This window comes from Candidatus Contubernalis alkalaceticus (assembly GCF_022558445.1).
Lineage (GTDB): Bacteria > Bacillota > Dethiobacteria > SKNC01 > SKNC01 > Contubernalis > Contubernalis alkaliaceticus.
In genome coordinates this window covers 2,110,197-2,136,616 of record NZ_CP054699.1, presented here as the reverse complement: position 1 = coordinate 2,136,616, position 26,420 = coordinate 2,110,197, and the positions used below count along the sequence as shown (strand labels likewise).

The following is a 26,420-nucleotide window of genomic DNA, read 5'->3' as shown; positions in this document are numbered from 1 at the left end:
AATATCATTACAGTAAAACAAAAGTAAACCAGTTATGGATTTTTATTTAAATTTAGTAGGGGAAGCCCGGCTGTAATGTTAGGATTAGGTGGTTATATGTCAAAGATAATAAAGGAACAGTTGTTAACTGTGATATCATTAGTAGTGATGATTCTCCTGATTTTACTAATTTGGCAGTTTATTCTGCGTCCCTCGGATGATCAAGAACCCAGTCGTTCCAGAATGGTTTGGCAGGGCAATTCAATACACTATTATTATCCAACATATCCGTTGGAGTTAATTACTAATTATTATGCCTGATCAGACGATTTATCTTTATCTTTCTTCCATGGTTGAAATTTCAGCGGAAGAACAGGTGTTGTTAGGGACATTGGCGGAAATAGAAGGGAATCCATACTACAAAGATAAAATAAGTAAAATACCTGTAAAAATAGACTTTGATAAACAGGATGGTAAAAAGGTGCTGTCCTCTCTGTTTTTCATAAAGTTAATTCATATGTATTACCCTGAACTGAGCATACAGATTACAGGAAGTTCAGATTTAGTGATAAAAAAGGCGGAGAGATCTTTGTTTCCTTTTCATTATTTTAAATTGTTATATCTGCCTTTAGTATGTATTCTGCTATTTATTGGTTCAGGGATGGCCATAATTAATTTTCATGCGGATGTCAGTATGCCAACGGTACATCAACAGATTTTCAAAATGTTGACCGGTGAAGAAAATGCAAATCCATTAATTCTCCAAATTCCTTATTCCCTGGGTATAGGTCTGGGTATGACTTTGTTTTTTAATCATTTTTTAAAAAAGCGATTTAATCGGGAACCCAGTCCCCTGGAAATGGAAATCTTTCTTTATGAGGAAAACATAAATAAATACGTTAGGGCAAAAGAAAAAAATAAAAATTATCATATTGACCAAGACAAAAATAATGGGAAAGAATAAGGAAGTTAGATATGGACAGAATAATATTAATGATGATTATTGGCCTGGCGGAGGGAATCGTGGTGGGAACAGCATTGGTAGCTTTTCTTACAATTCTGGACATCGTTCCTCGGCTGGCCCAGTTGACGGGGACAGGAGATAGGTGCCTTTTTTTTGAGTATTCCATAACTTTGGGAGCAGTGCTTGGTACTCTTGCCACATTTTTAGAATGGAATATTGTTACACCCATTTTCTTGGTCGTGATTGTAGGCTTGTTAATGGGAGTTTTCGTGGGAATGTTGGCCGCAGCGTTAACAGAAGTTCTGAATGTTCTCCCTATACTATCTAAAAGATTGGGTCTTCAAGGAGAATTATCCAGGCTTGTGACCGCTATGGTATTCGGGAAAGTTATGGGCTCTTTGTTTTATTGGTTAGTCCCCGGGCTGTGGTAAGGAAATTAAAATGAAAACATAAAGGGGGTTACATTATGCGAGTAGCAAAAGTTATAGAATTGGTGGGAGAATCTAGTAACGGTTGGGAAGATGCCGTAAAGGACGCAGTAGAAAGGGCGTCCACTACTTTAGATGATATTACTGGAGTAGAAGTTTATAATTTGACGGCAGGTATTAAAGATGGAAAATTGGTGGATTATAAAGCTAACATTAAGTTGGCTTTCGGTTTACACGATCCAAAATAACATTTTGGGCCTCTCATGCTTTTTTATGGGAGGGCCCAAGTTAAAAATATTAATATTTAATAAAATATGCTGATTCTATAAAATAAATGGTATATAATTCTAAAAAGGAAAACTCATGAGCTTAAAATTAACAGAAGGTAAAAGAATAAGTAAAAAACTAGACGAAAATTTGGCTTTTATTACGGAAAAGCTGGGTGTTGGGGTAAGTTTTGACGTTCTCATTCGTCAGTTTAAGGTGGGCGGCAAGGATGTTGCTCTGGTTTTTGTTGATGGTTTTGGCAATGGAGAGCTGATCACTTTAATTATGCAGACATTGATCGCTACTCGACGGGAAGAATTATGTACCCGGCCTTATAAGAAACTATTTGAAGAACGAATTCCTTACATGGAACTAAGTGAAGTTCAGCAGTTAGATGATCTGGTAAAAGAAGTCCTGGCTGGACCTTCGGCGCTGTTGATAGACGGTGAGGACAGTGCCATTATTTTAGACACCCGGGAATATCCCGTTCGGCAGCCTGAGGAGCCGGACATTGAAAAACTGACCAGGGGTTCCCGAGATGGATTTGTGGAGACGCTTTTGTTCAATGTAACCCTGGTGAGGAGAAGGCTGAGGGACCCCGGCTTCAGGGCTGAGGTTATGCAGGTGGGGCAGAGGTCAAAGACTGATATTGCAATTCTTTATATTAACGATGTAGTGGACCCAGGCTTACTTAAAACGGTAAAAAGCCGCATTGAGAATATAAAAGTAGACGGGCTGCCCATGGCTGAAAAATCTGTAGAGGAATTTATTGTAGAAGGAAAGTATAATATTTTCCCTCAGGTGAGGTATACGGAAAGGCCGGATGTGGCAGCTATTCATATCTTGGAGGGACATGTGGTCATTATTGTGGATACTTCTCCCTCGGCCATGATTGCCCCGGCTACATTTTTTCACCATGTTCAGCATGCGGAAGAATATCGGCAGAGCATACCCAGTGGTGTCTATGTACGCTGGATCCGTTTTATGGGCCTGTTTCTATCTTTATTTATTAGTCCTATATGGCTTTTATTTTCTTTAGAACCCCAGCTTTTACCTCAAAGCCTTGCTTTCATAGGACCGGAGGATCCCGGGCTCATTCCATTAACCCTGCAGTTTATTATAGCTCACCTGGGGATAGATTTAATACGAATGGCCACAATCCATACCCCTTCACCAATTACTGTGGCTTTGGGATTTATTGGAGCCATACTGGTAGGAGATATCGCAGTTCAGGTGGGCATTTTTGCCCCTGAGATAATTTTGTATAGTGCCATAGTGGCTATTGGGATGTTCTCAACCCCCAGTTGGGAACTGAGTCTGGCCTTTAGGCTGATACATCTTTTTCTGCTTTTGTCTACCGGATTTTTAAAGCTTCCCGGCTTGATTGGGGGAACTCTAATCGTATTTGTTTTAATGGCCCTTACTAAATCTTTTAAAACTCCTTATATGTGGCCTTTAGTTCCCTTTAATGGCAGTGCTATGCTGGATATCCTCTTCAGAAGACCGGTTTCTCTTGCCGGGCTCAGGCCCGAGATTCTAAAGACTGGTGATTCCGATAGACTTCCGTCAGACTCTAAAGAGGATGAACCCAAATAATGACGTTAAATTATATACATTAATAAAGGAGGCAGTAAATGACAGTCATCGGAATACCGCGCTCTCTGCTCTATTACAATTATTATCCTGCTTGGAAATGTTTTTTTGAAGAACTGGGAGCAGAAATAATTCTCTCTGATAAAACCACAAAAAATATACTGGACTCAGGGGTCAAGGTTGCGGTAGATGAAACCTGTCTGCCGGTAAAGTTATTTTTCGGACATGTTCAGAACTTAAAAGAAAAAAAAATTGATTATATGTTTATTCCTAGGGTTGTTAGTGTAGAAAAGAAAAGGTATCTGTGTCCAAAATTTTTGGGATTACCTAATATGGTTACTAATTTAATCAAAGATCTTCCACCGATATTACATTTGGATATTGACCTTTCTAAAAAAAGTAAAGGTTATTACCGGGAGATTTATGATGTTGGGAAACTTTTTTCTTCTAATCCGGTAAAAATTGCTCTGGCTTATAAAAAGTCCATTAAGAAACTTCAGGAATATCAAAAACAGCTGCTTTTTGGTGTTACTCCCATGGAATGTCTTCAGTCCCTGGAGGAAATGGGAGAATATCCACAGGATGGAAAAATAGTTGAAGACGGGGAAAAATCAGGCTTCGGGAGAGTTACGAATACATTAAAAATAGCAGTTTTGGGACATTCTTATAATTTAAATGATTCATACATCAGCATGGATATCTTCAAAAAGCTTCAGGGCATGGGGGTTGAAATCCTTACCACTGAAATGCTGTCACATTCAGCCCAGTCCAGTGGAGCCAGTAAACTCAGGAAGGATATGTTTTGGACCTTCGGAAAAGAAATAATTGGCTCAGCTTATTATTTGTTAAATAAAGGAATTGTTGATGGGGTGGTGTTGGTGGTATCCTTTGGATGCGGGCCAGACTCTCTGGTAGGGGAACTAATTGAAAGGATTTATAAAAGAGAAAGAACGCTTCCTCTGCTTTTTTTGACCTTGGATGAACACAGCGGAGAAGCAGGAGTTCTTACCCGACTAGAAGCCTTTATAGATATGATTAGACTGAATAAAAAATCTGCGGTTGGATAAATGGATGGTGAATGCAAAAATGAAAATTACTTTTCCTCACATGGGTAATCTGTGGATACCTTTGAAAACATTATTTGAAGAACTTGGCACCGAAGTGGTGGTGCCGTCTCCTATTACAAAGAAAACAATTTCTTTGGGAGTTCGCCACTCTCCGGAATTTGCCTGTTTCCCTTTAAAAGTGAATGTAGGGAACTTTATTGAAGCTCTGGAAAGGGGAGCAGATACTATTATTATGGCGGGGGGTACAGGCCCCTGTCGTTTTGGTTATTACGCCGAAGTACAGAGAGAAATACTTAAGGATCTGGGTTATGATTTTGAAATTATAATACTTGAACCGCCTCAGGGAAGCCTGCTGGGTTTGGCCTCCAATATAAAAAGAATAGCAAATCATAAAACCTGGAACGAAATTTATCAGGTGGTAAAAATTGCCTGGCAGCAAATTCTTGCGCTGGATGTATTGCATGAAACTTCTTTAAAGGTTCGGCCCTTTGAAGAACACAAAGGTTCTACCTCCCGGGCTTATGAACGAGCGGTTTCCTTGATGGTTGAAGCTCGAACTGAAATCAGCATTGCAGATGCACTGTCATATGGGTTAAAGATGCTGAAATCGGTAAAACAAACTAGTTCCCTTAGAAAGCCTTTAAAAATAGGCATTGTAGGCGAAATATACATGGTCATAGAACCTTTTGCCAATATGGAAATTGAAAAAACCATGGGGGAGATGGGTGTTGAGGTTCACCGGAGTATTTACCTGGGTCATTGGATTAAAGAGCATCTTTTACCAAAGGTTTTTAGCCCCAGTGATGTAGAGGAAATAAAGAGAGCCGCTTCAAAATATCTTAATCATTTTGTAGGGGGACACGGTTTGGAATCTGTAGGAAGAACTATACTCTATGCCAGGGATAATTATGATGGGGTTATACATATTCTTCCCTTTACCTGCACCCCGGAGATTGTTGCCCAGAGCATTCTACCGGAGGTCAGTAAAGATTTTCAAATTCCACTGCTATCCTTCTCTATGGATGAACATTCAGGAAAGGCGGGAATTCAGACCCGCTTGGAGGCATTTTTAGACCTGCTGGAACAAAAGAGGGAGAAAGAAACATTGCAGGGAGCCGTATAAAAAATTTTTTTAGTTCTCAACAGGCTTTTTTTTAAAATTCCAAATAAAACAAGTTCAGGCGGAGATACACTGGTGGCTGGAGATACACTCAACCTGAACTTGTTTTAACTATATTTTTAATTTTGCATATATATGGTATAATGAAGGGTGTGAAAAACACAAGAAAAGAGGCGCTGGATTTGCGGGTAATTACTACCCACACCAACACAGACTTTGATGGGTTCGCCAGTATGGTGGCGGCCAGCAAACTATATCCCGGTTCCACCATGGTTTTCCCCGGCCGGGTTAATGATAATGTTAAGGAATTTACCTCACTTTATAAAGATGTTTTTGAAGTAAAAAAAATATCCAGGATAAACCTGGATAAAATTGATGAATTGATTATTGTAGATACGCAGCAGTCCTCCAGGTTGGGAGCTTTGGCTGCCTGCATTGAGAGGATTCCACGGATCATTATATTTGACCATCACTCGGTTTCTTCGGAGGAGGCAATCGAATCTTCAGAACAATTTGTTGACAGCACCGCTTCAACTGTAACTCTGTTGATGGAAATAATAATCAGGGGAGATATAGAGATTAATCCTTTTGAAGCGACTCTTTTTGCTTTAGGGTTATACGAGGATACCGGATGCTTTACTTTTTCAAGCACCAGTGTAAGGGAAATAAAGGTGTTAAAATACCTGGCTGAAAGGGGTCTGGATTTTAACGTTATTCGGGAATTTATTGGCAGGTCATTTTCTGAAAAACAAAAATATTTGTTGGAAATGCTGCTGAATAATACTGAAGTTTATGAGTTAAAAGGAATCCGGGCGGCTCTGTCTACCGGGGAAACTAAAGATGATATCCGTGGACTTTCTGTGGTTGTGTCCCAACTAATGGATATTCAAGATGCAGATTTAATGGTAGCAGCGGTGAAAATGGGGGATAAGTTTCATCTGGTAGCCAGAAATATTTCAGATCGAATCAATTTAAAAGAAATTTTGAAGGCATATGGCGGCAGGGGCCATGAAAACGCAGCCTCTGCAGTAATAAAAGAGTTTGATCTAAAAGGATTTAAGGGTAGGCTTTTAAAGGATATAAACAGGCTGATAAAGCCCTCAATAACTGCTATGGACATCATGTCTTTTCCAGTCCGCAGCGTATCACTTAAAGATACTGTGGATGATGCCTGGTGGATGCTGGTGAAATATGGACACAGCGGCCTTCCGGTAGTACAACAGGGAAGACTGGAAGGTATCATCTCCAGGAGGGATTTGGAAAAAGCAAAGCATCACGGATTGGGCCATGCCCCGGTAAAGGGATTTATGTCTAAAAAAGTACAAACAGTTAGGACGGACACCCCTTTTAAGGAAATTGAAGAGATTATGGTAGAATATGATATTGGCAGACTTCCGGTTGCAGACGATCGTGGTAAACTGCTGGGGATTGTTACCCGCACCGATGTATTAAAAACCCGTCATAATAAAAAGAATCATAGGGGGCAATTGGGAGGAGGACGGGGGAAACAATTGAAAAATTTTGATGATTTAAACAAACTAATTAACACCAGGCTTCCAAAAAAGATTCAGGGACTTCTTTTTTTATTAGGGCAAAAAGCGGACAGTCACGGATGCCGGTTATATGTTGTAGGTGGTTTTGTCCGGGATTTAATATTGGGTAAAAATAATTTTGACATTGACCTGGTGGTGGAACCCAATGCCATTGATTTTGCCCGGGAGCTAAACAGATTTTTAGACGGTCGAATTATTATTTACGAACAGTTTGGCACAGCTAAAATTATTTTAAAGGACGGGTTGAGGCTGGATTTTGCAGCAGCCAGGACGGAATTTTACCTACAGCCCGGAGCGGTACCTCAGGTTGAGTTGAGCAATATAAGACAGGATCTTTACCGCCGGGATTTTACAATAAATACGCTGGCTTTTCAGCTGAACATTGAACAATTTGGATTGCTGCTGGATTTTTTTGGCGGAGTTTCCGACCTGGAACAAAAAATCATAAGGGTGCTTTATAACTTGAGTTTTGTGGAAGACCCTTTGAGAATTATAAGGGCGGCTCGTTTTGAACAGAGGCTGGACTTTAACATTGAAGAGGAGACACTCTCCTTTATCGAAAATTCAATAAAAACTAAAGTTATAAATAAGGTGAGCCGAGATCGGTTGGCGGAGGAAATTAGTTTAATTTTTAAAGAAAAAGAACCCCACAGGGTAATAATGAGGCTTCAGGAATTTAAACTTATTCCCTATTTGTTTCCTAAACTAAATTTTGAGCCGAAACATTTTAGACTGTTGATGGTAGTTCAAAAAGTTTTGGAGTATTTTATAAATGAAATAAAAATAGTAAAAATTAATCGGTCTATTCCGTACCTTTGCGCCCTTTATTATTATAATGATAGTAAGGATTTGACTTCTATTTTATATCAGATGAAACTTAAGAAAGAAGTCAGGGAAAACGTACATTTTACCTTGGAGAAAACGCCTGAACTGTTAGAAATTCTTTCTAAGCCGAATATTAAGCCCAGCCGGGTGTATAAGCTGCTGGAACCGCTTCCCTTAGAAAGTATGATTTTTCTAAGTGCCTGTTCTGATAATATGAGGACCTGGGGATATATAAAAGCATATCTGGAAAAATTCAGCAGCGTTACTCCCTATATAACGGGAGAGGACTTAAAAGAACTGGGGTATTCTCCGGGCCCCCTGTTTAAAGAGGTGCTGGAAGAATTGAAAATGGCCAGGCTGGATGGCCTGGTAAAGAGTAGAGATGAAGAAGTTAGGTTGGTTATTCAATATATGGCCCGAGGGAAAGGGGGAGACTAATGTTTCAATTAGATATGGGAAGTATGCTGGTTAGAATTCCAGCACTTTTAATAGCTATTACTTTTCATGAGTATTGGCACGGCAGGATGGCGGATAATTTGGGTGATCCTACCCCACGATACCAGGGTAGGCTATCATTAAATCCCTTGGTACACTTAGACCCCATAGGAACCTTAATGCTCTTTTTTGTGGGATTTGGCTGGGCAAAACCGGTCAATGTCAATCCCAATAACTTCAGGGGTGATAAAAAAACAGCTATGCTGAAAGTGGCTGCGGCGGGACCAGGTGCAAATTTCTTTCTGGCTTTTGTAACTATGCTGGTGCAGGGGCTACTTTTTATTACCATAAGGAACCAACCATTTTTTATGGCTGCTAACCAATTCGCAAATTCCTTGGTTACCTATAATATCTTTCTGGGGGTCTTTAACCTTATTCCTATTCCACCCCTGGACGGGTCAAAGATACTGGCAGGGATTCTTCCATACCGTTACCAATATTATTATCGGTTATTGGAGCAGTACGGTTTCCTGATTTTAATGCTGTTAATTATTACCAGAACTTTGACAGCCATAGTCATACCCGTGGCATTTTATATCCAATATTTTATGGCATCCATCATTACTCCTGTTTTACAAATGTTTTTATAAATTAATAACTTAACTAAAACCCACAATTATTCTGAAATTTATGATACGGAGGAAATCAAATGCAAAAAAAAGGTGTTATATTAAGCGGAATGCGTCCGACCGGACGGCTTCAGTTGGGAAACCTGTTGGGGGCTCTGGATAACTGGGTAAAGCTTCAGGAGGAATATCAGTGTTATTTTTCCGTGGTGGACTGGCATGCTTTGACTACTGATTATGAAGACCCTAAAAGGATACGCAGTAATGTACAGGAGATGGTGGTGGACTGGCTCAGTGCAGGGCTGGATCCAGAAAAATGTATTATTTTTAAGCAGTCTGAAGTCAAAGAACACGCAGAGCTTCATCTTCTTCTTTCCATGCTTACCCCACTGTCCTGGCTGGAAAGGTGCCCTACGTATAAGGACCAGTTGATTCAGTTGAAAGAAAAAAATATTGCCACCTACGGTTTTTTAGGGTATCCGCTGCTGCAGGCGGCAGATATTTTAATATATAAGGCTAATGCAGTCCCTGTGGGGGAAGACCAGGCACCTCATATAGAATTGACCCGGGAAATAGCCAGGAGATTTAATCACTTGTACCAGGAGGTTTTTCCCGAACCCAAAACTCTGTTAAATGTGGTAAAGCTGCTTCCGGGAATTGATGGCCGTAAGATGAGTAAAAGTTATGGAAACACCATCCATATGTCTGCCAGCCCAGAAGAGATCAAGAATAAGGTAAAGCTTATGGTCACGGACCCCCAAAGAATTCGAAAAGATGACCCGGGAGATCCTGAAGTTTGTACTGTTTATGCTTTCCATAAGATATTTAACTTGGAAGAAATCGAAGATATCGGGGAAGTGTGTAGAAAAGGAGCTATTGGCTGTGTGCAGTGCAAAAAGATGCTGGCTGAGAAAAAGGCTGAACAACTGCTGCCTATCTATGAGAAACGACAGGAGCTTTTGAAAAAACCGGAGTATATACAGGAAATATTAGATCAGGGTCGGGTTAAAGCAGGACAAAAAGCCAAAGAGACCATGCAGGAAGTAAGAGAGGCCATGATGCTTTAAGGGAGGATTTCATGACTTACAGGGTAAAAACGTCTTTTTTTGAAGGTCCTTTTGATCTGCTTCTTCACCTGGTGAAAAAAGCGGAATTGGATATCTATGAAATATCCGTAAAAGAAATAGTCCAGCAGTACTTGGAATATGTAAAAAGAATACAGGAATTTAATACAGAACTAGCTGGAGATTTTCTGGTGATGGCGGCAACCCTGTTAAAATTAAAATCTCAAAAGATACTACCTGAGGCTGAAGAAGAGGATGAGCTGATGGATGAAGAAATATTGTATTCCTCAGAACAAGAACTATTCCAGAGGCTGGCAGAATATAGAGTCTTTAAAGAAAAAGCAGAACAGTTTAAAATATTGGAGGAACAGGAACAAAAGCATTATTCACGGTATCTAGAAGATTCACCTCAGGAAGAGTCATTTCAAGTTGAAGAGTTTGAAAATATGTTGAGTAAAGTAACCCTGGGGGATTTGAGAGATGTTCTGGAAGCTGTTTTGAACAAGATGGAAGAGGAAGACCCGGAAGTTATTTTGCCGCAAGAAATATCTTTAACAGAAAAGATGGCGGAAATACTAAATTATCTTTCCCTAAATCATGGGAAAGCAAAAATACAGGATCTCTTTGAAAGCCAAAGACGACGCCCGGCATTGATTGTTACCTTTTTAGCGGTTTTAGTTCTCATGAAACTTAGAAAAATCTCTGTGCATCAGCAGTATACTTTCGGTCCCATATTGTTGGAATATCGTGGTGAAGCAATTGATGGGGGAGAAGAAGAAAGGTGGGAGGAGAGTGGTTAGACAAAAAGCTCTTTTAGAAGCTCTTCTTTTTGCAGCGGGGAAGCCGCTGACCATAAAAAAAATAAAAAAAGTAACCGGGTGGAAGAATCAAGAAATCAGATATATATTTGAAGAGCTTCGGTCCGATTATGTAAAGAGGGAAAGCGGACTGGAGCTGAGAGAAGTGGCGGGTGCACTTTATATGAGTACCGGTGAATATTATGCACCCTTTATAAAGAAACTCTTTGCGGGACGGGAACGGCCGGGGCTATCTCAGGCGGCTTTGGAGAGCCTGGCTATAATCGCTTACAAGCAGCCCATAACCCGTTTGGAGATAGAGGCCATCCGGGGAGTTAAAGTGGAAAAAATCTTAGATAGGCTTCTGGGGAAGAACCTGATTCGAGAAGTGGGTAGAAAAGATTCTATTGGGAGGCCTATTCTTTATGGCACCACCCGGGAATTTTTACAGCATTTTGGTTTAAAAAGTATATCACAATTACATTCGATGCAGGAAAATAATTAAAACAGGGGATAGTTTTTTAAAAATATTAAAAAATATAATTAAATACAAGAAAAGGGAGGCCGGTAATATGATACTCTATTTTACTTTGTTCTCTCTTTTTTTATTTTCTTTATTATTTATTATCATGGCTCCAGTACGTATAAACATAAAATATCTGCGGGAAAATAATAAAGAAAAAATAAGGATAAAACTTATATTGTTTTGGGGATTGGTAAAGTTTAATTTACCTTCTTTAAGACGGCCAAAGGGCAGTCAAAAAAACAATAAAAAAACAAAAGCTCAGGCATTTTCTTTAAAAGCCCTTACAGATTTAATATTTTTGTTGAGGGAGATGAGAAATATAGTTATATGTGATAAATTTTATTGGACTACTGCCTTTGGCCTGCCTGATGCTGCACAGACCGGAGTCTTATCCGGTATAATTTGGGGCATAAAGGGCAATATATTGGCTGTAATAAAATGGTTTTTTATATTTGAAGACCGGGATCCGGAGATAGAAGTAAGACCTGATTTTAAAAACGCTCATCTTTTGGTAGAAATAAAAAGTTCATTTAGATTTTATCCTTACAGGCTGTTGAAAGCAGGAATAAAGATTGTATACCAAAAAGTAAGGGGAGGTGCATTTAATTGGAAGATCATCCAATCCAGGGTTTGATGAAGACAGCCATGGAAAGTTTAAAGGATATGGTTGAGGTAAATACTATTGTGGGAGATCCCGTTGAGACTCCCGATGGGAATGTAATAATACCCATTTCCAGGGTTTCATTTGGTTTTGCTGCCGGAGGCAGTGAATTTGAAAATACTGAACAAAATGATTCTGGGGGAGGAAATGGAAATAAAAATAAGCTTCCCTTTGGTGGGGGCAGCGGCGGAGGGGTAACGGTACAACCGGTAGCATTTTTAGTAGTTGGACAGGGGCAGATCCGTCTGCTTCCAGTGGATAACAATGTTCTTTTAGACCGATTGATAGATATGGCTCCTCAGCTTATGAGCCAGCTGCAGAACGTAATTCATAAAGATAACCAGAATCAAAATTATAAAATCTAAAATTATCATGTAGTGAATATAATAGGTTTTATAGGATTTAAAATGCCGGCCTTTTATCTAATAAAGGGCTTTTTTTTATTGTACAACATTCTTCATAAAATATGGGCTGCTTGAATAAGTATTACCCAAAAAGAATAAGGAGGTAGCTGTTTGTTTAAAAAGAAAGGGATTATAATATTTTTTTTAATTATCTGTATAAACCTTTCGGTTTGTCCTGCGCAGGCCTTGACCAATGATCAAGTAACGGCACAATCTGCTGTTTTGTTAGATCAATCTTCCGGCAGGGTTCTTTTTGCTAAAAATGAGGGGGAAAGGCTTCCCATGGCCAGTACAACCAAGGTCATGACTGCGCTTTTAGCTCTGGAAAAAGGTGATTTAAACAGTCGGGTGGTGGTAAGTAAGAGAGCGGCGGAGACTGAGGGTTCCTCCATATGGCTGGAGGAAAAAGAGGTAAAAACCCTGGAGGAACTGGTGTATGGCTTGATGCTCAGGTCAGGAAACGATGCTGCTGTGGCCATTGCAGAGCACCTGGCAGGCTCTGTGGAAGATTTTTCGGTAATGATGACCGAAAGAGCTCAGGAGCTTGGAGCTTACAATACACAGTTTAAAAATCCCCATGGTCTTGATGATGAGGAACATTTTACTACAGCTTACGATTTGGGGTTGATTACTTGCAGAGCTTTAGAAATACCAAAATTTAAAGAAATTCTTATCACCAAGGAGAAAAAGATAACCTGGCCCGGTCATGAATGGGACCGTTATTTAAGAAATCAAAATAAGCTTTTGGAATTGTATCCCGGGGCAGACGGTGTGAAAACCGGATGGACCACTCCTGCCGGTCCATGTTTTGTGGGCTCAGCCACCCGGGATAAATGGCAGCTGGTTGCAGTAGTTCTCAATTCCAATAATATCTGGGAGGATACCAAAAATCTGCTGGACTATGGGTTTGAAAACTGGTCTCCCAGTGAACTGATGGAATATCAGCAGTTTATTAAAACCGTGGAGGTAGAGGGGGGGGATCAGGATAAAGTAAGGTTGGTGACCGCTGCCAGTTTTACCCTCCCTTTGGAAGAAGAAGAGGAAGAGCTGGTTGAATACAGGGTACTGGTAGATAAATCTGCTTTAAAAGCCCCTATCAAAGAAGGGCAGGTTTTAGGTGAAATAACAGTGATCCTTCAGGGGGAAGAGCTTAAGAGTGTCAATTTGTTAGCGGGTGAATCCATTAATAAAAAAAATGTCTTCATTACTCTTTTTAATTCATTTAAAAAATGGCTGGTTCATGCTATTTAGATTGGAGTGTTTTGATTGATCAACCGCCTGTGGTTTTATTTAATGCTTATAGGTATTGTAACTGCCGGTTTTTTTGGAAGAATAAGCATCGTACCTGAAGTAATTTTTTCTGCAGCGGAGCAGGCTGTAAGCATATGCATTGGGTTAATCAGTATAATGGCATTTTGGCTGGGGATAATGCGAATTATTGAGGAATCCGGTCTAATCAATGTGATTATTAAAATCTTGAGGCCTGTGGCAGCCTTCTTGTTTCCGGGAATTCCCAAAAACCATCCGGCTATGAGCGCAATTTTAATGAATATGAGTGCTAACCTTTTGGGTATGGGTAATGCGGCTACTCCCTTTGGATTGAAAGCGATGGAAAAAATGCAGCAGCTGAACCCTAAAAAAGATACGGCTTCCTTAGATATGTGCACTTTTTTGGCCATCAATACCTCCAGCTTAACCCTGGTTCCGGCTACAGTGATTGCCCTGCGTTCTGCCACAGGTTCTATGAATCCTACGGAAATTATCGGCACTACTCTGATTGCCACAGCTACCTCCACTACCGTTGCCATATTATTTGACCGGGGTTATCGCTTTCTTGAAAGAAAGAAAGGTGGAATGTCTTAGATGTTGGGAAAAATGATAAGTATCATATCTGTATGGACGATCCCGGCAATTATATTGATAACCCTGGTATATGCCAATATTAAGGGGGTTAAAGTTTTTGACGTTTTTGTAGAGGGAGCTAAGGAGGGGTTTGATACCGCAGTAAAACTGATTCCCTTTTTGATTGCAATGCTGGTGGCTATTACTCTCTTGCGAGAGTCCGGTGCCATGGATGTTATCACCCATTTTTTAATGCCACTTTTTAATCTTTTAAGTATTCCATCTGATATTCTTCCCCTGGCTATTATGAGGCCTGTCTCCGGCAGCAGTGCCCTGGCTATTACTACAGAAATTTTGCAGAATAAAGGCCCCGATTCTTTAGTGGGAAGGATTGCTTCTACCATGATGGGCAGCACCGACACAACCTTTTTTGTATTAACAGTTTATTTTGGCAGCGTAGGCATAAAAAAAATCAGACATTCATTGACGGTGGGACTCTTGGCAGACATGGCCGGCTTTTTAGCGGCTGTATTAATATGCAATAAAGTTTTTGGGGGGTGATCTTACCTAACGCTACCTTAAAGATTTAAAGGATTTATACTAAATTTCGTGGTAAAATATATAAATAGGTTTAGATATGATGCTGGAATTGAATTTCAACATACTAATTGAGGATGTAACGGAGGGAGAAAGATTGAGGCTGCAAAAATACCTGGCCCTGGCGGGAGTCGCTTCCCGAAGAGCCAGTGAAGAGTTGATAAAGAAAGGGCAGGTGAAGGTAAATAATAGGGTGATCACAACTTTAGGGATAAAAATTAACCCTGAAGTGGATGTTGTTAAGGTTGATGACACCCCTGTTCTTTATAAGGAGAAAAAGGTTTACCTCTTATTGAATAAGCCTAAGGGGTATATTACTTCGGTAAATGACCCTCATAATCGGCCTACCGTCATGGATTTAATTCCAGGAATCAAAGAAAGGCTTTATCCTGTAGGCCGGTTGGATTTGGATACTGAAGGACTGCTTCTGTTAACAAATGACGGCCAGTTAGCTTATCGGATTACTCATCCCAAATACAAGATAGATAAGAAATATCTGGTAAAAACTGTGGGGATACCTTCTCCAGAAAAGATAAAAAGTCTTGAGAAAGGTGTTCTATTAACAGAGGGTAAGACTTCACCTGCCAGAGTTAGAATTATTAAGGTGGAATCTTCCAGAAGGTGGGCTTGGGTAGAGATTATAATACATGAAGGGAGAAAGAGGCAGGTCCGAAGAATGTTTGAGTTGGTGGGCAATCCGGTAACCAGGTTAGAAAGGATACAGCTTTCTTTTCTTACTTTAGAGGGCTTAAAAACCGGGCAATATCGTCACTTGACTTTGGAAGAAATCAGACTTTTAAAGAGAGAATTGGGGATTTTAGGGTAAAGAATAATGGGCGGGATTAACAACTAAACTACTAAGTGGCAAGTAAAGTGTTTGATATATTTTTTTGTTTTAGGGGTTGTTGTATTGGAAACTGACTGATATAATAAATTCAGTTGTTTAAAACTAAATAATAAAATAATCAGGTGCCTATAACGGATAAAAGGGAATCGAGTTCAATGCTCGAGCGGTCCCGCCACTGTAACCCGGAGCGACTTACCATAACCACTCTCTTGTGTTTGGGGAAGGGGTAAGGAGCGGTGAAAGGAAGCCAGGAAACCTGCCTGATTATGGAACGTACTGTTTGCTTTCGAGGGAAAAGGAGGTGCGTAAATAAGATTCTTTTATTTCTCGGCGCTGAAGGCTGAGTTTTTTTGTTTTATGGAAGGGTTTAGGTGTTTAATAATTAATTGAATATAAAATTTAAGGGGGTTTACTGTTTTGTTTAATAAATTATGGTTTAAAACTGCATTTGTCGTTATTCTGGGGATTTTTGTTTTAGGCAGCTGTTTTGGTTGTGCAGCTGAAGGTGAAGATCCTGTTACCGATGATAAGGATATTGTCACTGAGGAGAAGGAAAACCAAGAGGCCCTAACATTCCCTATAACTATAATAGATATGGCCGGCAATGAAGTTGTGATAGAAAAGGAACCCGAAACCATTGTTTCTCTCCGGCCCAGTGCAACGGAAACTCTTTTTGCCTTGGGGTTAGGTGATAAGGTCATCGGTGTAACAGAATTCTGTTATTATCCCGAGGAGGCTAAAGGGAAAGAAAAGGTGGGGGATTTCATAGTTAATGTAGAAAAGGTAGTCTCCTTAGACCCTGATATTATTTTTACCTTTGAACATTATGATGAAGCCGTAGATACTTTAAGAGAACAGGGATATGCTGTTATAGATTTAGATTCTAAGACCTTAGATGAGGTGCTGCATTCCTTTGAACTGGTGGGCAAAATTACCAACACATCTGATAAGGCAGAAGATTTGATTGCAGAAATTTCTGCCGACATTGATGAGATAAAAGAATTTACTTCAAATCTGGAAAATGATGCTAAGCCTAAAGTATTTGTTATGTTGGATACGGAATCCCTCTACTCTGTAGGCAGTGATACATATCTAAATAATTTAATTGAAACAGCTGGGGGCATCAACATAGCTGCAGATGTAGGTGCAGGCTGGCCGGTCTTGAGTGAAGAAAAAATATTTGAGGATGATCCAGATGTGATCATTTGCACTCATCCCATGAAGGAAATAGTTATGGCTCGGGATAATTGGCAGGATTTAAAAGCCGTGCAAAATGAACAAGTTTATGACGCAGATGGTGACCTGGTCTCCAGGCCTGGCCCAAGGGTTGCTTTAGGACTTAAGCATATTTTAGATATAATACATCCCAACAGATAACAGAAGAAAGGGTGCTAACACCTTGAACTTTCGTCCCTTAATAATTGTCTTTCTGGTAATCTTGGCCGTCTTTTCAATTGTGGTGACTACTACTATTGGGGTAGCGGAAATATCCTTTATGAATGTAGTCAGGATGGTCATAAATAAAATCACATACTTCGGTCAATTTATTCAGGAGGACTGGCCTTCAACCTGGGAAACTATTATATTTAATATGAGGCTTCCTCGGGTGGTACTGGGATTTATCGTTGGAGCCTCTCTTTCTATTGCTGGGGCAGCATTTCAGGGGTTGCTTCGCAACCCCCTGGCTGACCCTTACACCATTGGAGTTTCCAGCGGTGCAGCCCTGGGGGCTACTCTGGCCATGTTCATACAAAACAGTTATGGATTGAGTTTTTTTGGCGGGATACCTTTTTTTGCTTTTTTAGGAGCTTTAGTGGCTTTATTTTTTGTATACAACCTTTCCCGGGTGGGGAACAGCATACCTGTGGTGACCCTGCTTCTGGCCGGTGTAGTGGTCAGTTCCTTTCTTTCGGCGGTAATATCACTGCTGATGCTCTCCTCAGGGGAACAGATTCGGGGGATTTACTTTTGGCTGGTGGGGGGATTAAGCATGAAGACCTGGTCCCATGTGATTATGGTACTACCCTACGTGATTATTGGATCTTCAGTAATATTTTATTGGTCCCGGGACTTGAATGTAATTTTGCTGGGGGAAGAGGCAGCCTCAAATTTAGGGATTGAGGTGGACCGAGTTAAAAAAATAATTTTGGTAGCCGCTTCTTTAATTACCGGTGCGGTGGTTTCCGTCAGCGGAATGATTGGATTCGTGGGGCTGATTATTCCCCATGCGGTCAGGATGATTGTTGGCCCTGATCATCGAATATTAATACCTACATCAGCATTGGTGGGAGGCATCTATTTAATTTGGGTGGATTCCCTGGCCAGAACCATGATGGCGCCTATTGAAATGCCTGTGGGAATTATAACTGCTTTCTTAGGAGCTCCGTTCTTCATTTATTTACTTAGAAGTAAGCGGAAAGAATTTCGCTTTTAGTAGGAGGAAGACACATGTCTGTAAATTTAAAAGTGCATAATTTAACTTTTTCCTACCAGTCCTCCCCGGTTCTAGAAGGTATTAATACGGAGATAAAAAAGGGTGATTTTGTTGGAATTATCGGGCCAAATGGTTCGGGAAAGTCAACCTTGATTAAAAATGTCAATGCTTTGTTAAAACCGGTGGAGGGAGCCGTATTATTGGAGGATGAAGATATTTCAAAAATGTCCCGGCAGAGAGTTGCCCGGTCCATGGCGGTAGTTCCTCAGGACACTTCTGTAGGGTTTGATTTTTCGGCTTTTGAAATCGTGATGATGGGGAGGGTTCCTCACTTAAGTAGGTTTGAAAAGGAGGGCCCAAAGGACGAAAAAATTGTGCGGGAAGCAATGGAGGTTACTAACAGCTGGTCCTTAAAGGATCGTTCTATTACGGAGCTCAGTGGTGGGGAGCGTCAGAGGGTAATTATGGCCCGGGCCCTGGCCCAGGAACCCCAGATTATTTTACTGGATGAGCCTACAGCTTTTTTGGATATTTCCTATCAGACGGAAATTTTTGATTTAATGAGGGAGCTGAACCGGAAGAAAAACATGACGGTTATTGCTGTCCTGCATGATTTGAATCTGGCTTCTCAGTACTGTGATTATCTTATACTTTTAAAGGCAGGGAAAATATTTAACATTGGGACGCCTTCCAATGTTATGACTGTAGAAAATATTCAGGAAGTATACGGCACCAAAGTTATTATAAGTGAGCATCCTATAAATGGCACCCCTTATATTTCGCTGCTCCCAAAACGCAGCAGTGCAGATAATAATGTGCCTCCAAAAAAGATTCATATAATAGGGGGCGGGGGCAGTGCCAATCCTCTGACCAAACTTTTCTATTATCTGGGTCATCACATTTCTTTGGGGGTGTTAAATGGTAGGGATACGGACTGTGAGACCGCCAGAAATCTGGGGCTGAAAATAGTAGAGGAACTTCCATTCTCACCGGTGAGCCAAGAAAAACATCGGGAGAACCTGGAGGTAATCAAGGGAAGCGACCTGGTGATTTTGGCCAATGTTCCCTTTGGGAAGGGAAATGTAAGGAACCTGGAAGCCGCTTTGTTTGCCCTGGAGGAGGGAATTCCGGTGTTGATTTATGATGGAGTGGATATATCTCGTAGAGATTTTACCGGCGGTGAGGCTGCCCAAATTTTTCATCAGATGAAGGAAAAAGGCGCCAGGGAGATTAACCTTGAAAAAGAACTATTAGAACAATTGGAAAAAATCTAAATGATTTCTTTGAATACGGAGAAGCCCTTTGACAAAGGGTTCCTTTTTATCTACAGATTTAAGGCTAGATCATCTTTTTTGCCAGCTTCATCCTTCGAGGAAAAGGGTGTGCTTTATCACCTGTTTTTTTCCTGAGAACAGGTTTTTTGTTTTTAACAAAAGGAAAAGGAAATGAGGGGTTTTACTTGACAGGTGGAATTATGCTGCAGGGAACTGCGTCCAATGTGGGCAAAAGTGCGGTAGCTACAGCTCTATGCCGTATATTTAAACAGGATGGAATCAAGGTTGCTCCCTTTAAGGGCTGGAATATGGCTTTGAATTCATATGTAACCGCAAATGGTGGGGAAATTGGCAGGGCCCAGGGGGAACAGGCCATGGCCTGTGGGATTGAAGCCACAGTGGACATGAACCCGGTTTTGGTGAAGCCTAAGGGGAATGGAGAAGCCCAGGTAATAATCCGGGGGAAACCCTGGAGAGATAGAAAGGTCGGGGAAAAGGAAGAGGAATATCAACGGGTCTGTAAAGGAGCTATCGAAACTTCATTAAAGGAACTAAGAAGCCATTATGATTATTTGGTAATTGAGGGGGCCGGCAGCTCTGCGGAAATTAATTTACGTCAAAATGATCTTGCAAATATGCTGGTGGCCAGGATGGCGGATGTTCCGGTGATTTTAATAGCAGATATAGACCGGGGAGGTGCCCTGGCATCGGTAGTAGGGACCATGATGCTGCTTCTGCCTGAAGACAGGAAAAGGGTGGCCGGTTTTATTTTCAACATGTTCAGGGGGGATTTGAGCATTTTGGAACCAGGCCTTCGCATGGTAGAAGAGAGGACTGGAATCCCGGTAGTGGGGGTAATACCATATATGCGGGGGTTGAATCTGGCTGCTGAGGACGGTGTTTCCCTGGATGACACCAGGCATTCCCAGGGACTTGGCGGAGACAAGGATATTGAAATAACCGTTATCAATCTTCCCCGAATATCAAACTTTACCGACTTTGATGCATTAAAAGGAGAACCCGGGATTCACCTGAAGTTTATCAAGCCCGGGGAAGAGATTAGACAAACCGATGCGGTGATTATTCCCGGTTCAAAGAACAGTGTGGCAGACATGATTCATTTGACAAAAACCGGTTGTGCCGGTCAAATTGTAAACGCTTTTGATAGAGGTGTGCCCGTGGTAGGGATATGCGGCGGGTACCAGATGCTGGGGTTAGAACTTCGGGATCCTTTTAATACGGAATCTTCCTATGGTACGGTAACCGGGTTGGGACTTTTAAATACCATCACATCCTTTAACCCTGAAAAACAGACCTATCAGGTAAAGGCTGAAGTGAAGGCCTTAGCACAACTGCTGCCGGATCTGGAGGGGGAAGAACTTTCAGGATATGAGATACATATGGGCTCCACCCGGCTTTTTGAAGAAAACTGGTCAGCGCTGCTGATTAAAGAGCGTTCCGGCCGGGGAATTTCTATTAATGATGGAGCTGTAGGGAAAAAAGGCTTTGTTTTCGGCACCTATCTCCATGGAATTTTTGATAATGAAAACTTCCGTCATTCTTTTCTTAAACACTTGTATAAAAATAAGGGTTTAGTTTCTTCTGTTCAGGGGGGAATTTCTTTTTCCCAGCGGATCAATCAAACCTATGATTTTCTGGCTGATACCGTCAGGGAAAATATTGACCTGGACTATATAAAGAAATTAGCCGGAATTACTAATAAATAAGAAATGGGGATAAGGCATGAGGAAGGGTAGGGAATATTAAACATATCGTAAATTTATCAACAATGGAGGCATGTCATGACAGGCAGGGCATTGATGGTTCAAGGTACCGGATCTGACGTGGGGAAAAGTGTAATAACCGCAGCGCTGTGTAGAATATTTGTTAGAAAGGGATATCGGGTTGCCCCCTTTAAGGCACAAAATATGGCTTTAAATTCCTTTGTTACCCTGGAGGGGGGAGAAATAGGCCGGGCTCAGGCTGTTCAAGCGGCAGCAGCCCGGGTAGAGCCCTCAGTTCATATGAATCCGATACTGATGAAGCCCCGGGAGGATACCTCAGCTCAGATTATGGTACACGGTCATTCCATAGGAAACTACAGCGCTCAGGAATATATTGAATTAAAAAAAAGCCTGATACCAAAGGTGAGAGAATCCCTGGATTTTTTAAAACAAAATTACGACATAGTGGTTATTGAGGGTGCAGGAAGCCCGGCGGAAATTAACTTAAGAGAACATGACCTGGTAAATATGACCACAGCTATAGAAGCGGAGGCTTCGGTACTGCTGGTGGCAGATATTGACCGGGGTGGGGTTTTTGCCTCTATTGTAGGGACCTTTGCCCTTTTGGAAGAATATGAAAGGGATATGATCAAAGGTGTAATTATTAATCGGTTTAGGGGACAGGTTAAACGGCTTAAACCCGGATTGGATGAAATGGAAAGATTGATAAAAAAACCGGTAATAGGAGTTATCCCATACTATACAGATTTTCATATTCCTGAAGAGGACCGATATCTTCCCCGGGAGAAACAGAAGAATAAAAAGAAAGACATAGAAATAGCTGTTTTGCATCTAGCTCATATCTCTAACTTTACTGATTTTGATCCCCTGGAGGAAACGGAAGGTGTAATTGTAAGATACGTTACTAACCCCCATGAACTGGGAAGCCCGGATGCCATCATCATTCCCGGCAGCAAGAACACCATTGAAGACCTGGCCTCATTATGGGAGCAGTGTTGGGTGGAACGAATTATATCCTTTTCCCGGGAAGGGAAAATGGTGGTAGGGATTTGTGGAGGCTATCAGATGCTGGGACAGAGAATTACTGATCTCGGTTCTGCGGAATCTAAGATACAGACCATTAAAGGAATGGGGCTTTTAAATATTACCACTGATTTTTATGATGAAAAGATTACCTGTCAGGCCTGGGGTGAGGTAAAAGAAACTGGTGAGAAAGTGACCGGGTATGAAATCCATATGGGGAAAACCAGCTTGATGGAGGGGGTAGAACCTCTGCTGCTTGTGAGACGAAGGGGAAAGCAGGAAGTTATGGACTACGATGGTGCAGTGAGTGAAGATGGCAATGTATTTGGCACTTATCTTCACGGTCTTTTTGACCAGGTTTCCTTTCGTTTAAGATTTGTTAATAAACTACGCATAAAAAAAGGGCTTCATCCTTTGAAACTGGAAGGGGAACTGAACCAGTTTGAAGTATGGGAAAGAAGTTATGAAATGCTGGCAGATTTGGTCAGCAGCAGTCTTGATCTAAAATTTATTGAAGACTTGGTATTTTAACTCTAGAAAATATTAACTTGATATTACTTATTGTAATTTAATAAAAGCTGTGTTACAATTTGTCTTAATTAAATATGAAAACTGTTAGGTGCCAGAAAAGGTTAAAAGGGAATCAGGTGAAAAACCTGAACGGTCGCGCCACTGTAACCGGTTATAAGTTTTATCATAACCACTAAAGCTAAAAATGCTTTGGGAAGGGATAAAACTTAAAAGCCGTAAGTCAGGAAACCTGCCTGTCAGTTAAGTACTTGTTCATCCTTCGCGGATTGGGGGTGAGTACATCTATACTATTTTACTAGTAAACCCCTGGTTTCGATTTTTATAACCTGGGGTTTTTTAATCTCTTTTTCTAGGGTATATGACCCCCACCTCTAAGCGTTAGCGTAGGTGGGGCGTTTAATCAAATGGAGTAGAGTGTTTACCTGATTTCCCGATGTTTCAGCTGGCTGAAACGAGTTCACTATAAGTTGTCCAGTTGTATCGGAAAAAAAATAGTTTAAAATAGGGAGTGGGAAAGGGATGCCCTTCCTCTGAAAATTATGATTATCAAACTTTTCTTTTCTGTTCCCCTCCCTTTTTTATTTTTATTTCTCTAGTAATTGACTTATAAATTATTAGTATTATATAACTCGTGGCAAAGATTTTATAAAACTGTGCTCAGAAGGTTGTTTAATTTCAGAGTACATCTATCCACCGGTGCGTAGGGACAGTATAAATAATGAGATAGTGTTTTGGGAGAGGAGTTTTGCAGGGTGAAATCACTGGGGAGTTATCAGCTGCCTGATGGCAGACTGCTGAGAAGAGGATATACCACGGGGACATGTGCCGCAGCGGCAGCTAAGGCTGCTTTATGGATGCTGATGCATAATCAGCAGCTTAAGCAGGTTATGGTAAATACCCCTGCAGGAATTCCTTTAACCTTGGAGGTTTTAGATTCCAGGGTAACATCAACAGAGGCTTCTTGTGCGGTGAAAAAGGATTCCGGCGATGACCCTGATATCACCCATGGAGTTCTGGTCTATGCTGGTGTGGAATATGTGACCAAGCCGGGAATCATGCTAGAAGGGGGTGAGGGTATAGGAAAAGTTACTAAAAGAGGCTTGTCTCTGCCGGTAGGGGCAAGCGCTATTAACCCTGCACCCCGGGAGCAGATTAAATCTGCACTGCAGGAACTACTGCCTCCGGATCACGGAGTTAAAGTGGTAATCAGTATCCCGGGAGGGGAAGAGTTGGCTAAAAAAACCTTAAATTCTACCCTGGGCATCCTGGGGGGGCTCTCGATATTGGGAAGTTCCGGTATTGTAGAACCTATGTCTGAGGAATCCTTTAAGGAGTCCTTATCCTTGCAGATTCCTGTAGCTTTAGAGGAGGGAAGTCCTATTTTGGTGCTCACCCCGGGAAGAAGGGGCTGGCGGCAGGCGGTAGAAAACTTGGGGTTTCCCCGGGCTCAGGTGCTGCAGATGAGCAATTTTGTAGGATATATGCTGTTAACCTGTACCCGCTTTGAGGTTCAAGAGGTTTTGCTGTGTGGAAGTATAGGGAAACTGGTTAAGGTGGCCGGGGGGATTTTTGATACTCACAGTAAAACAGCCGACGGACGCAGAGAGATTATGGCCGCTTATGCCGCTCTGGAAGGAGCTTCCCAGGAAACCCTCACAGACATTATGGAAGGTGTGACGGCGGAGGGGGCAGCGGAAATATTGATTGATAAAGGAATGAAAAAGGTTTTTAACCGTCTGGCGGAAAAGGCCAGCAGCCGGAGTCAAGCTTACGTGAAGGATAAGCTTAAAGTTGGAACCATTTTAATGAACTATGAAGGAGAAATTCTGGGGATGGATCAAAATGCTTTAGAGATTGGAGGGAACCTGGGATGTCAACTTACATATCTGTCATAGGCATTGGCCCAGGGGGGATGGATTATGTTCTGCCCTTGGCTCTTAAGGAAATTAGAACATCAGATGTTTTAATCGGCGGTAAAAAGGCGCTGAACATGTTTGATTTTTTAAATAAGGAGAGCTTACAGATTACTGGAGATTTGAAGAGTGTGATATCTTATCTGGAGAATCTTTCTCCTGATAGGAAGGCAGCGGTGTTGGTTTCCGGTGACCCGGGTTTTTACAGCTTTTTAAATTATCTAAAAGAAAATCTTCCATCCAAAGATATCAGGGTAATACCGGGCATCAGTTCCTTTCAGGTGGCTTTTGCACATTTACAGGCCTCCTGGCATGATGCCTATTTGTTCAGCCTGCATGGCCGCCGCAGGAAGGATCTGGCCCTTTTTATAAAAGAAAAACTGAGGGAATTTTCAAAGGTGGCCTTCTTAACTGATTCTGAGATGACTCCCAATGAGGTGGCCAGGGTGCTGCTGCAGGAGGGATTTGAAGACCGTAAGGTGTTTGTGTTAAGTGATTTAACTTTACCCGCAGAACAAGTAAAGGATGTTACTTTGTCTTTGCTGGCTCAAAGCCGGGAAAGTGGAAACAGTGTGGTGGTGTTTGCAGATGAATAAAAATGAATGGCCCTATGTAACTCCAGGAATTCCCGATGATAATTTTATTCAGGGGAAAACTCCTCTGACCCGGGAAGAAGTAAGGGTGGTGATTTTAACTAAATCCCGTTTGAAGAGAAATCAAGTGATCTATGACATCGGGGCAGGGACCGGTACCATTAGTATAGAGGCTTCCCTTTTAGTAGCGGAAGGGACGGTTTATGCCGTGGAAAAGGATCCCGAGGCTTTGACTCTTTTACATAAGAATAAAGAGAAGTTTGGGGTAGATAACCTGATTATTGTTGAGGGCAATGCTGCCGAAGTCATGGAAGGCCTCCCGGCTGCAGATCGTATCATTATAGGGGGAAGTGGCGGTAAACTAAAAGAAATTTTGGAACTGTCCAAAGATAAATTAAAAAAAGGGGACTATGTTACGGTATCGGCTGTAACCCTGGATACCCTGGGGGAGTCCCAGATATTATTAGGACAGCAGCCATGGGAGTCCTTTCAAACGGTACAGATTTCCGTAACCAGGGTAGTAGAGATAGCTGAATATAAAATGTTAAGGGCTTTAAATCCTATATATGTAATGAGTGCGAAAAGGGGCGGTTAGATAATGAATGGCAAGCTTTGTGCAGTGGGAGTAGGGCCGGGAGAACCGGAATTATTGACATTAAAAGCCGTAAAAGCGTTAAATGAGGCGCAGGTAATTGCAGTTCCCAAGGGATATGCGGAAAAGGAAAGTGTGGCGCTGTTGATAATTAGCCCATTTATTCAGGGTAAGAAAATTCTAGAATTGGTATTTCCCATGACCGACGATAAAGAAGTGTTAACCAATTCCTGGCAGGAAGCTGCAGAGAAAATCAGCAGTTTACTGAAAAAAGGAGAAAATGTGGTTTTCGCCACCCTGGGGGACCCTTCCCTTTACAGCACCTTTAACTATCTTAAAGCAACATTAGAGCAGTATGATACCGAAGATTTTATCGTTGAGATAATTCCGGGTATAAACTCATTCTCAGCGGCGGCGTCTCTACTGCAGGAGCCCCTGGTGGAGGGCTCTGAAAACATGGCGGTAGTCTCAACCCCACAGAACACCTCCCGCCTAAAAGAAATAATAGAATTGTTTGATACTGTAGTGCTGTTAAAAGTTCACCGTTATTTTGAACAGGTGCTGGATTGTTTAAAGGAGTTAGGACTGGAAAATAACGGTTATTATGTCAGCCGCTGCGGCAGCAGCAAGGAATTTTTTTCTCAAGACCTGGAGACGTTAGCCGGAGAAAAATTAGATTATTTGTCAATGCTTATTATTAAAAAGTGAACTCGTTTCAGC

Annotated in this window: 27 protein-coding genes and 2 riboswitches; all 27 genes read left to right on the top strand. The window is 41.4% G+C overall.

The features are described from left to right. The first annotated feature begins 96 nt into the window (after nt 1–96). Nucleotides 97–300 (top strand): hypothetical protein, encoded by a 204-nt coding sequence (locus tag HUE98_RS10665; protein ID WP_241420632.1) that lies wholly within the window; start codon nt 97–99, stop codon nt 298–300. Beyond that, nucleotides 293–943, top strand: coding sequence for a stage V sporulation protein AA (locus HUE98_RS10660; RefSeq protein ID WP_241420631.1), 651 nt, complete (start codon nt 293–295; stop codon nt 941–943). Before HUE98_RS10665 ends, HUE98_RS10660 begins: the two co-directional genes overlap by 8 nt. Before the next feature lie 11 nt (nt 944–954). Then, the gene (locus HUE98_RS10655; RefSeq protein WP_241420630.1) at nt 955–1,374 is read left to right on the top strand and encodes a stage V sporulation protein AB; all 420 of its coding nucleotides are present in this window, start codon (nt 955–957) and stop codon (nt 1,372–1,374) included. Nucleotides 1,375–1,409: 35 nt separating this feature from the next. Further along, nucleotides 1,410–1,619: a dodecin family protein gene (locus tag HUE98_RS10650; RefSeq protein WP_241420629.1), complete on the top strand. Its 210-nt coding sequence runs from the start codon at nt 1,410–1,412 to the stop codon at nt 1,617–1,619. A 115-nt stretch (nt 1,620–1,734) separates the two neighbouring features. Beyond that, nucleotides 1,735–3,234: a spore germination protein gene (locus HUE98_RS10645; protein ID WP_241420628.1), complete on the top strand. Its 1,500-nt coding sequence runs from the start codon at nt 1,735–1,737 to the stop codon at nt 3,232–3,234. 38 nt (nt 3,235–3,272) lie between these two features. After that, a complete protein-coding gene (locus tag HUE98_RS10640) occupies nt 3,273–4,298 on the top strand; it encodes an acyl-CoA dehydratase activase-related protein (RefSeq protein ID WP_241420627.1) in 1,026 nt (341 codons plus the stop codon). Nucleotides 4,299–4,317: 19 nt separating this feature from the next. Then, complete coding sequence (locus HUE98_RS10635; RefSeq protein WP_241420626.1) at nt 4,318–5,421, top strand: acyl-CoA dehydratase activase-related protein; 1,104 nt, start codon at nt 4,318–4,320, stop codon at nt 5,419–5,421. 179 nt (nt 5,422–5,600) lie between these two features. Next, a complete protein-coding gene (locus HUE98_RS10630) occupies nt 5,601–8,234 on the top strand; it encodes a CBS domain-containing protein (RefSeq protein ID WP_241420625.1) in 2,634 nt (877 codons plus the stop codon). Continuing rightward, a complete protein-coding gene (locus tag HUE98_RS10625; protein WP_241420624.1) occupies nt 8,234–8,881 on the top strand; it encodes a site-2 protease family protein in 648 nt (215 codons plus the stop codon). The genes HUE98_RS10630 and HUE98_RS10625 overlap by 1 nt, the downstream gene beginning before the upstream one ends. A 59-nt stretch (nt 8,882–8,940) precedes the next feature. Continuing rightward, the gene (trpS, locus tag HUE98_RS10620) at nt 8,941–9,924 is read left to right on the top strand and encodes a tryptophan--tRNA ligase (protein ID WP_241420623.1); all 984 of its coding nucleotides are present in this window, start codon (nt 8,941–8,943) and stop codon (nt 9,922–9,924) included. A gap of 11 nt (nt 9,925–9,935) precedes the next feature. After that, nucleotides 9,936–10,721, top strand: a complete 786-nt coding sequence (locus HUE98_RS10615) for a segregation and condensation protein A (protein ID WP_241420622.1) — start codon at nt 9,936–9,938, stop codon at nt 10,719–10,721. Beyond that, entirely contained in the window at nt 10,714–11,223 is a 510-nt protein-coding gene (gene scpB / locus HUE98_RS10610) for an SMC-Scp complex subunit ScpB (protein WP_241420621.1), read from the top strand. Before HUE98_RS10615 ends, scpB begins: the two co-directional genes overlap by 8 nt. A gap of 67 nt (nt 11,224–11,290) precedes the next feature. Continuing rightward, a complete protein-coding gene (locus tag HUE98_RS10605) occupies nt 11,291–11,878 on the top strand; it encodes a DUF2953 domain-containing protein (protein ID WP_241420620.1) in 588 nt (195 codons plus the stop codon). Then, nucleotides 11,851–12,270 (top strand): GerW family sporulation protein, encoded by a 420-nt coding sequence (gene ytfJ, locus HUE98_RS10600; RefSeq protein ID WP_241420619.1) that lies wholly within the window; start codon nt 11,851–11,853, stop codon nt 12,268–12,270. Before HUE98_RS10605 ends, ytfJ begins: the two co-directional genes overlap by 28 nt. A gap of 150 nt (nt 12,271–12,420) precedes the next feature. Then, on the top strand, nt 12,421–13,560 hold the full coding sequence (locus HUE98_RS10595) for a D-alanyl-D-alanine carboxypeptidase family protein (RefSeq protein WP_241420618.1): 1,140 nt from the start codon (nt 12,421–12,423) through the stop codon (nt 13,558–13,560). Nucleotides 13,561–13,575: 15 nt separating this feature from the next. Further along, nucleotides 13,576–14,172, top strand: coding sequence for a nucleoside recognition domain-containing protein (locus tag HUE98_RS10590; protein ID WP_241420617.1), 597 nt, complete (start codon nt 13,576–13,578; stop codon nt 14,170–14,172). After that, nucleotides 14,173–14,712 (top strand): spore maturation protein, encoded by a 540-nt coding sequence (locus HUE98_RS10585; protein ID WP_241420616.1) that lies wholly within the window; start codon nt 14,173–14,175, stop codon nt 14,710–14,712. It begins immediately after the preceding gene. A 133-nt stretch (nt 14,713–14,845) separates the two neighbouring features. Continuing rightward, nucleotides 14,846–15,574 carry a pseudouridine synthase gene (locus HUE98_RS10580; protein ID WP_277623665.1) on the top strand — a complete coding sequence of 243 codons (729 nt, stop codon included), beginning with the start codon at nt 14,846–14,848 and terminating at the stop codon, nt 15,572–15,574. 124 nt (nt 15,575–15,698) lie between these two features. Then, nucleotides 15,699–15,873, top strand: a riboswitch (cobalamin riboswitch). Nucleotides 15,874–16,012: 139 nt separating this feature from the next. Continuing rightward, the gene (locus HUE98_RS10575) at nt 16,013–16,972 is read left to right on the top strand and encodes an ABC transporter substrate-binding protein (RefSeq protein ID WP_241420615.1); all 960 of its coding nucleotides are present in this window, start codon (nt 16,013–16,015) and stop codon (nt 16,970–16,972) included. 22 nt (nt 16,973–16,994) lie between these two features. Further along, complete coding sequence (locus tag HUE98_RS10570) at nt 16,995–18,029, top strand: FecCD family ABC transporter permease (protein ID WP_241420614.1); 1,035 nt, start codon at nt 16,995–16,997, stop codon at nt 18,027–18,029. 14 nt (nt 18,030–18,043) lie between these two features. Then, the gene (locus HUE98_RS10565) at nt 18,044–19,303 is read left to right on the top strand and encodes a heme ABC transporter ATP-binding protein (protein ID WP_241420613.1); all 1,260 of its coding nucleotides are present in this window, start codon (nt 18,044–18,046) and stop codon (nt 19,301–19,303) included. Nucleotides 19,304–19,488: 185 nt separating this feature from the next. Next, nucleotides 19,489–21,030, top strand: coding sequence for a cobyric acid synthase (locus tag HUE98_RS10560; RefSeq protein ID WP_241420612.1), 1,542 nt, complete (start codon nt 19,489–19,491; stop codon nt 21,028–21,030). A gap of 75 nt (nt 21,031–21,105) precedes the next feature. Continuing rightward, nucleotides 21,106–22,602, top strand: coding sequence for a cobyric acid synthase (locus HUE98_RS10555; protein ID WP_241420611.1), 1,497 nt, complete (start codon nt 21,106–21,108; stop codon nt 22,600–22,602). A gap of 69 nt (nt 22,603–22,671) precedes the next feature. Continuing rightward, nucleotides 22,672–22,853: riboswitch (cobalamin riboswitch) on the top strand. A gap of 501 nt (nt 22,854–23,354) precedes the next feature. After that, the gene (gene cbiD, locus HUE98_RS10550) at nt 23,355–24,497 is read left to right on the top strand and encodes a cobalt-precorrin-5B (C(1))-methyltransferase CbiD (RefSeq protein ID WP_241420610.1); all 1,143 of its coding nucleotides are present in this window, start codon (nt 23,355–23,357) and stop codon (nt 24,495–24,497) included. Then, nucleotides 24,473–25,111 carry a precorrin-6y C5,15-methyltransferase (decarboxylating) subunit CbiE gene (cbiE, locus tag HUE98_RS10545; protein ID WP_241420609.1) on the top strand — a complete coding sequence of 213 codons (639 nt, stop codon included), beginning with the start codon at nt 24,473–24,475 and terminating at the stop codon, nt 25,109–25,111. Before cbiD ends, cbiE begins: the two co-directional genes overlap by 25 nt. After that, nucleotides 25,104–25,703 carry a precorrin-6Y C5,15-methyltransferase (decarboxylating) subunit CbiT gene (gene cbiT, locus HUE98_RS10540; protein ID WP_241420608.1) on the top strand — a complete coding sequence of 200 codons (600 nt, stop codon included), beginning with the start codon at nt 25,104–25,106 and terminating at the stop codon, nt 25,701–25,703. Before cbiE ends, cbiT begins: the two co-directional genes overlap by 8 nt. A 3-nt stretch (nt 25,704–25,706) precedes the next feature. After that, on the top strand, nt 25,707–26,408 hold the full coding sequence (cobI, locus tag HUE98_RS10535; RefSeq protein ID WP_241420607.1) for a precorrin-2 C(20)-methyltransferase: 702 nt from the start codon (nt 25,707–25,709) through the stop codon (nt 26,406–26,408). Nucleotides 26,409–26,420 lie beyond the last annotated feature (12 nt).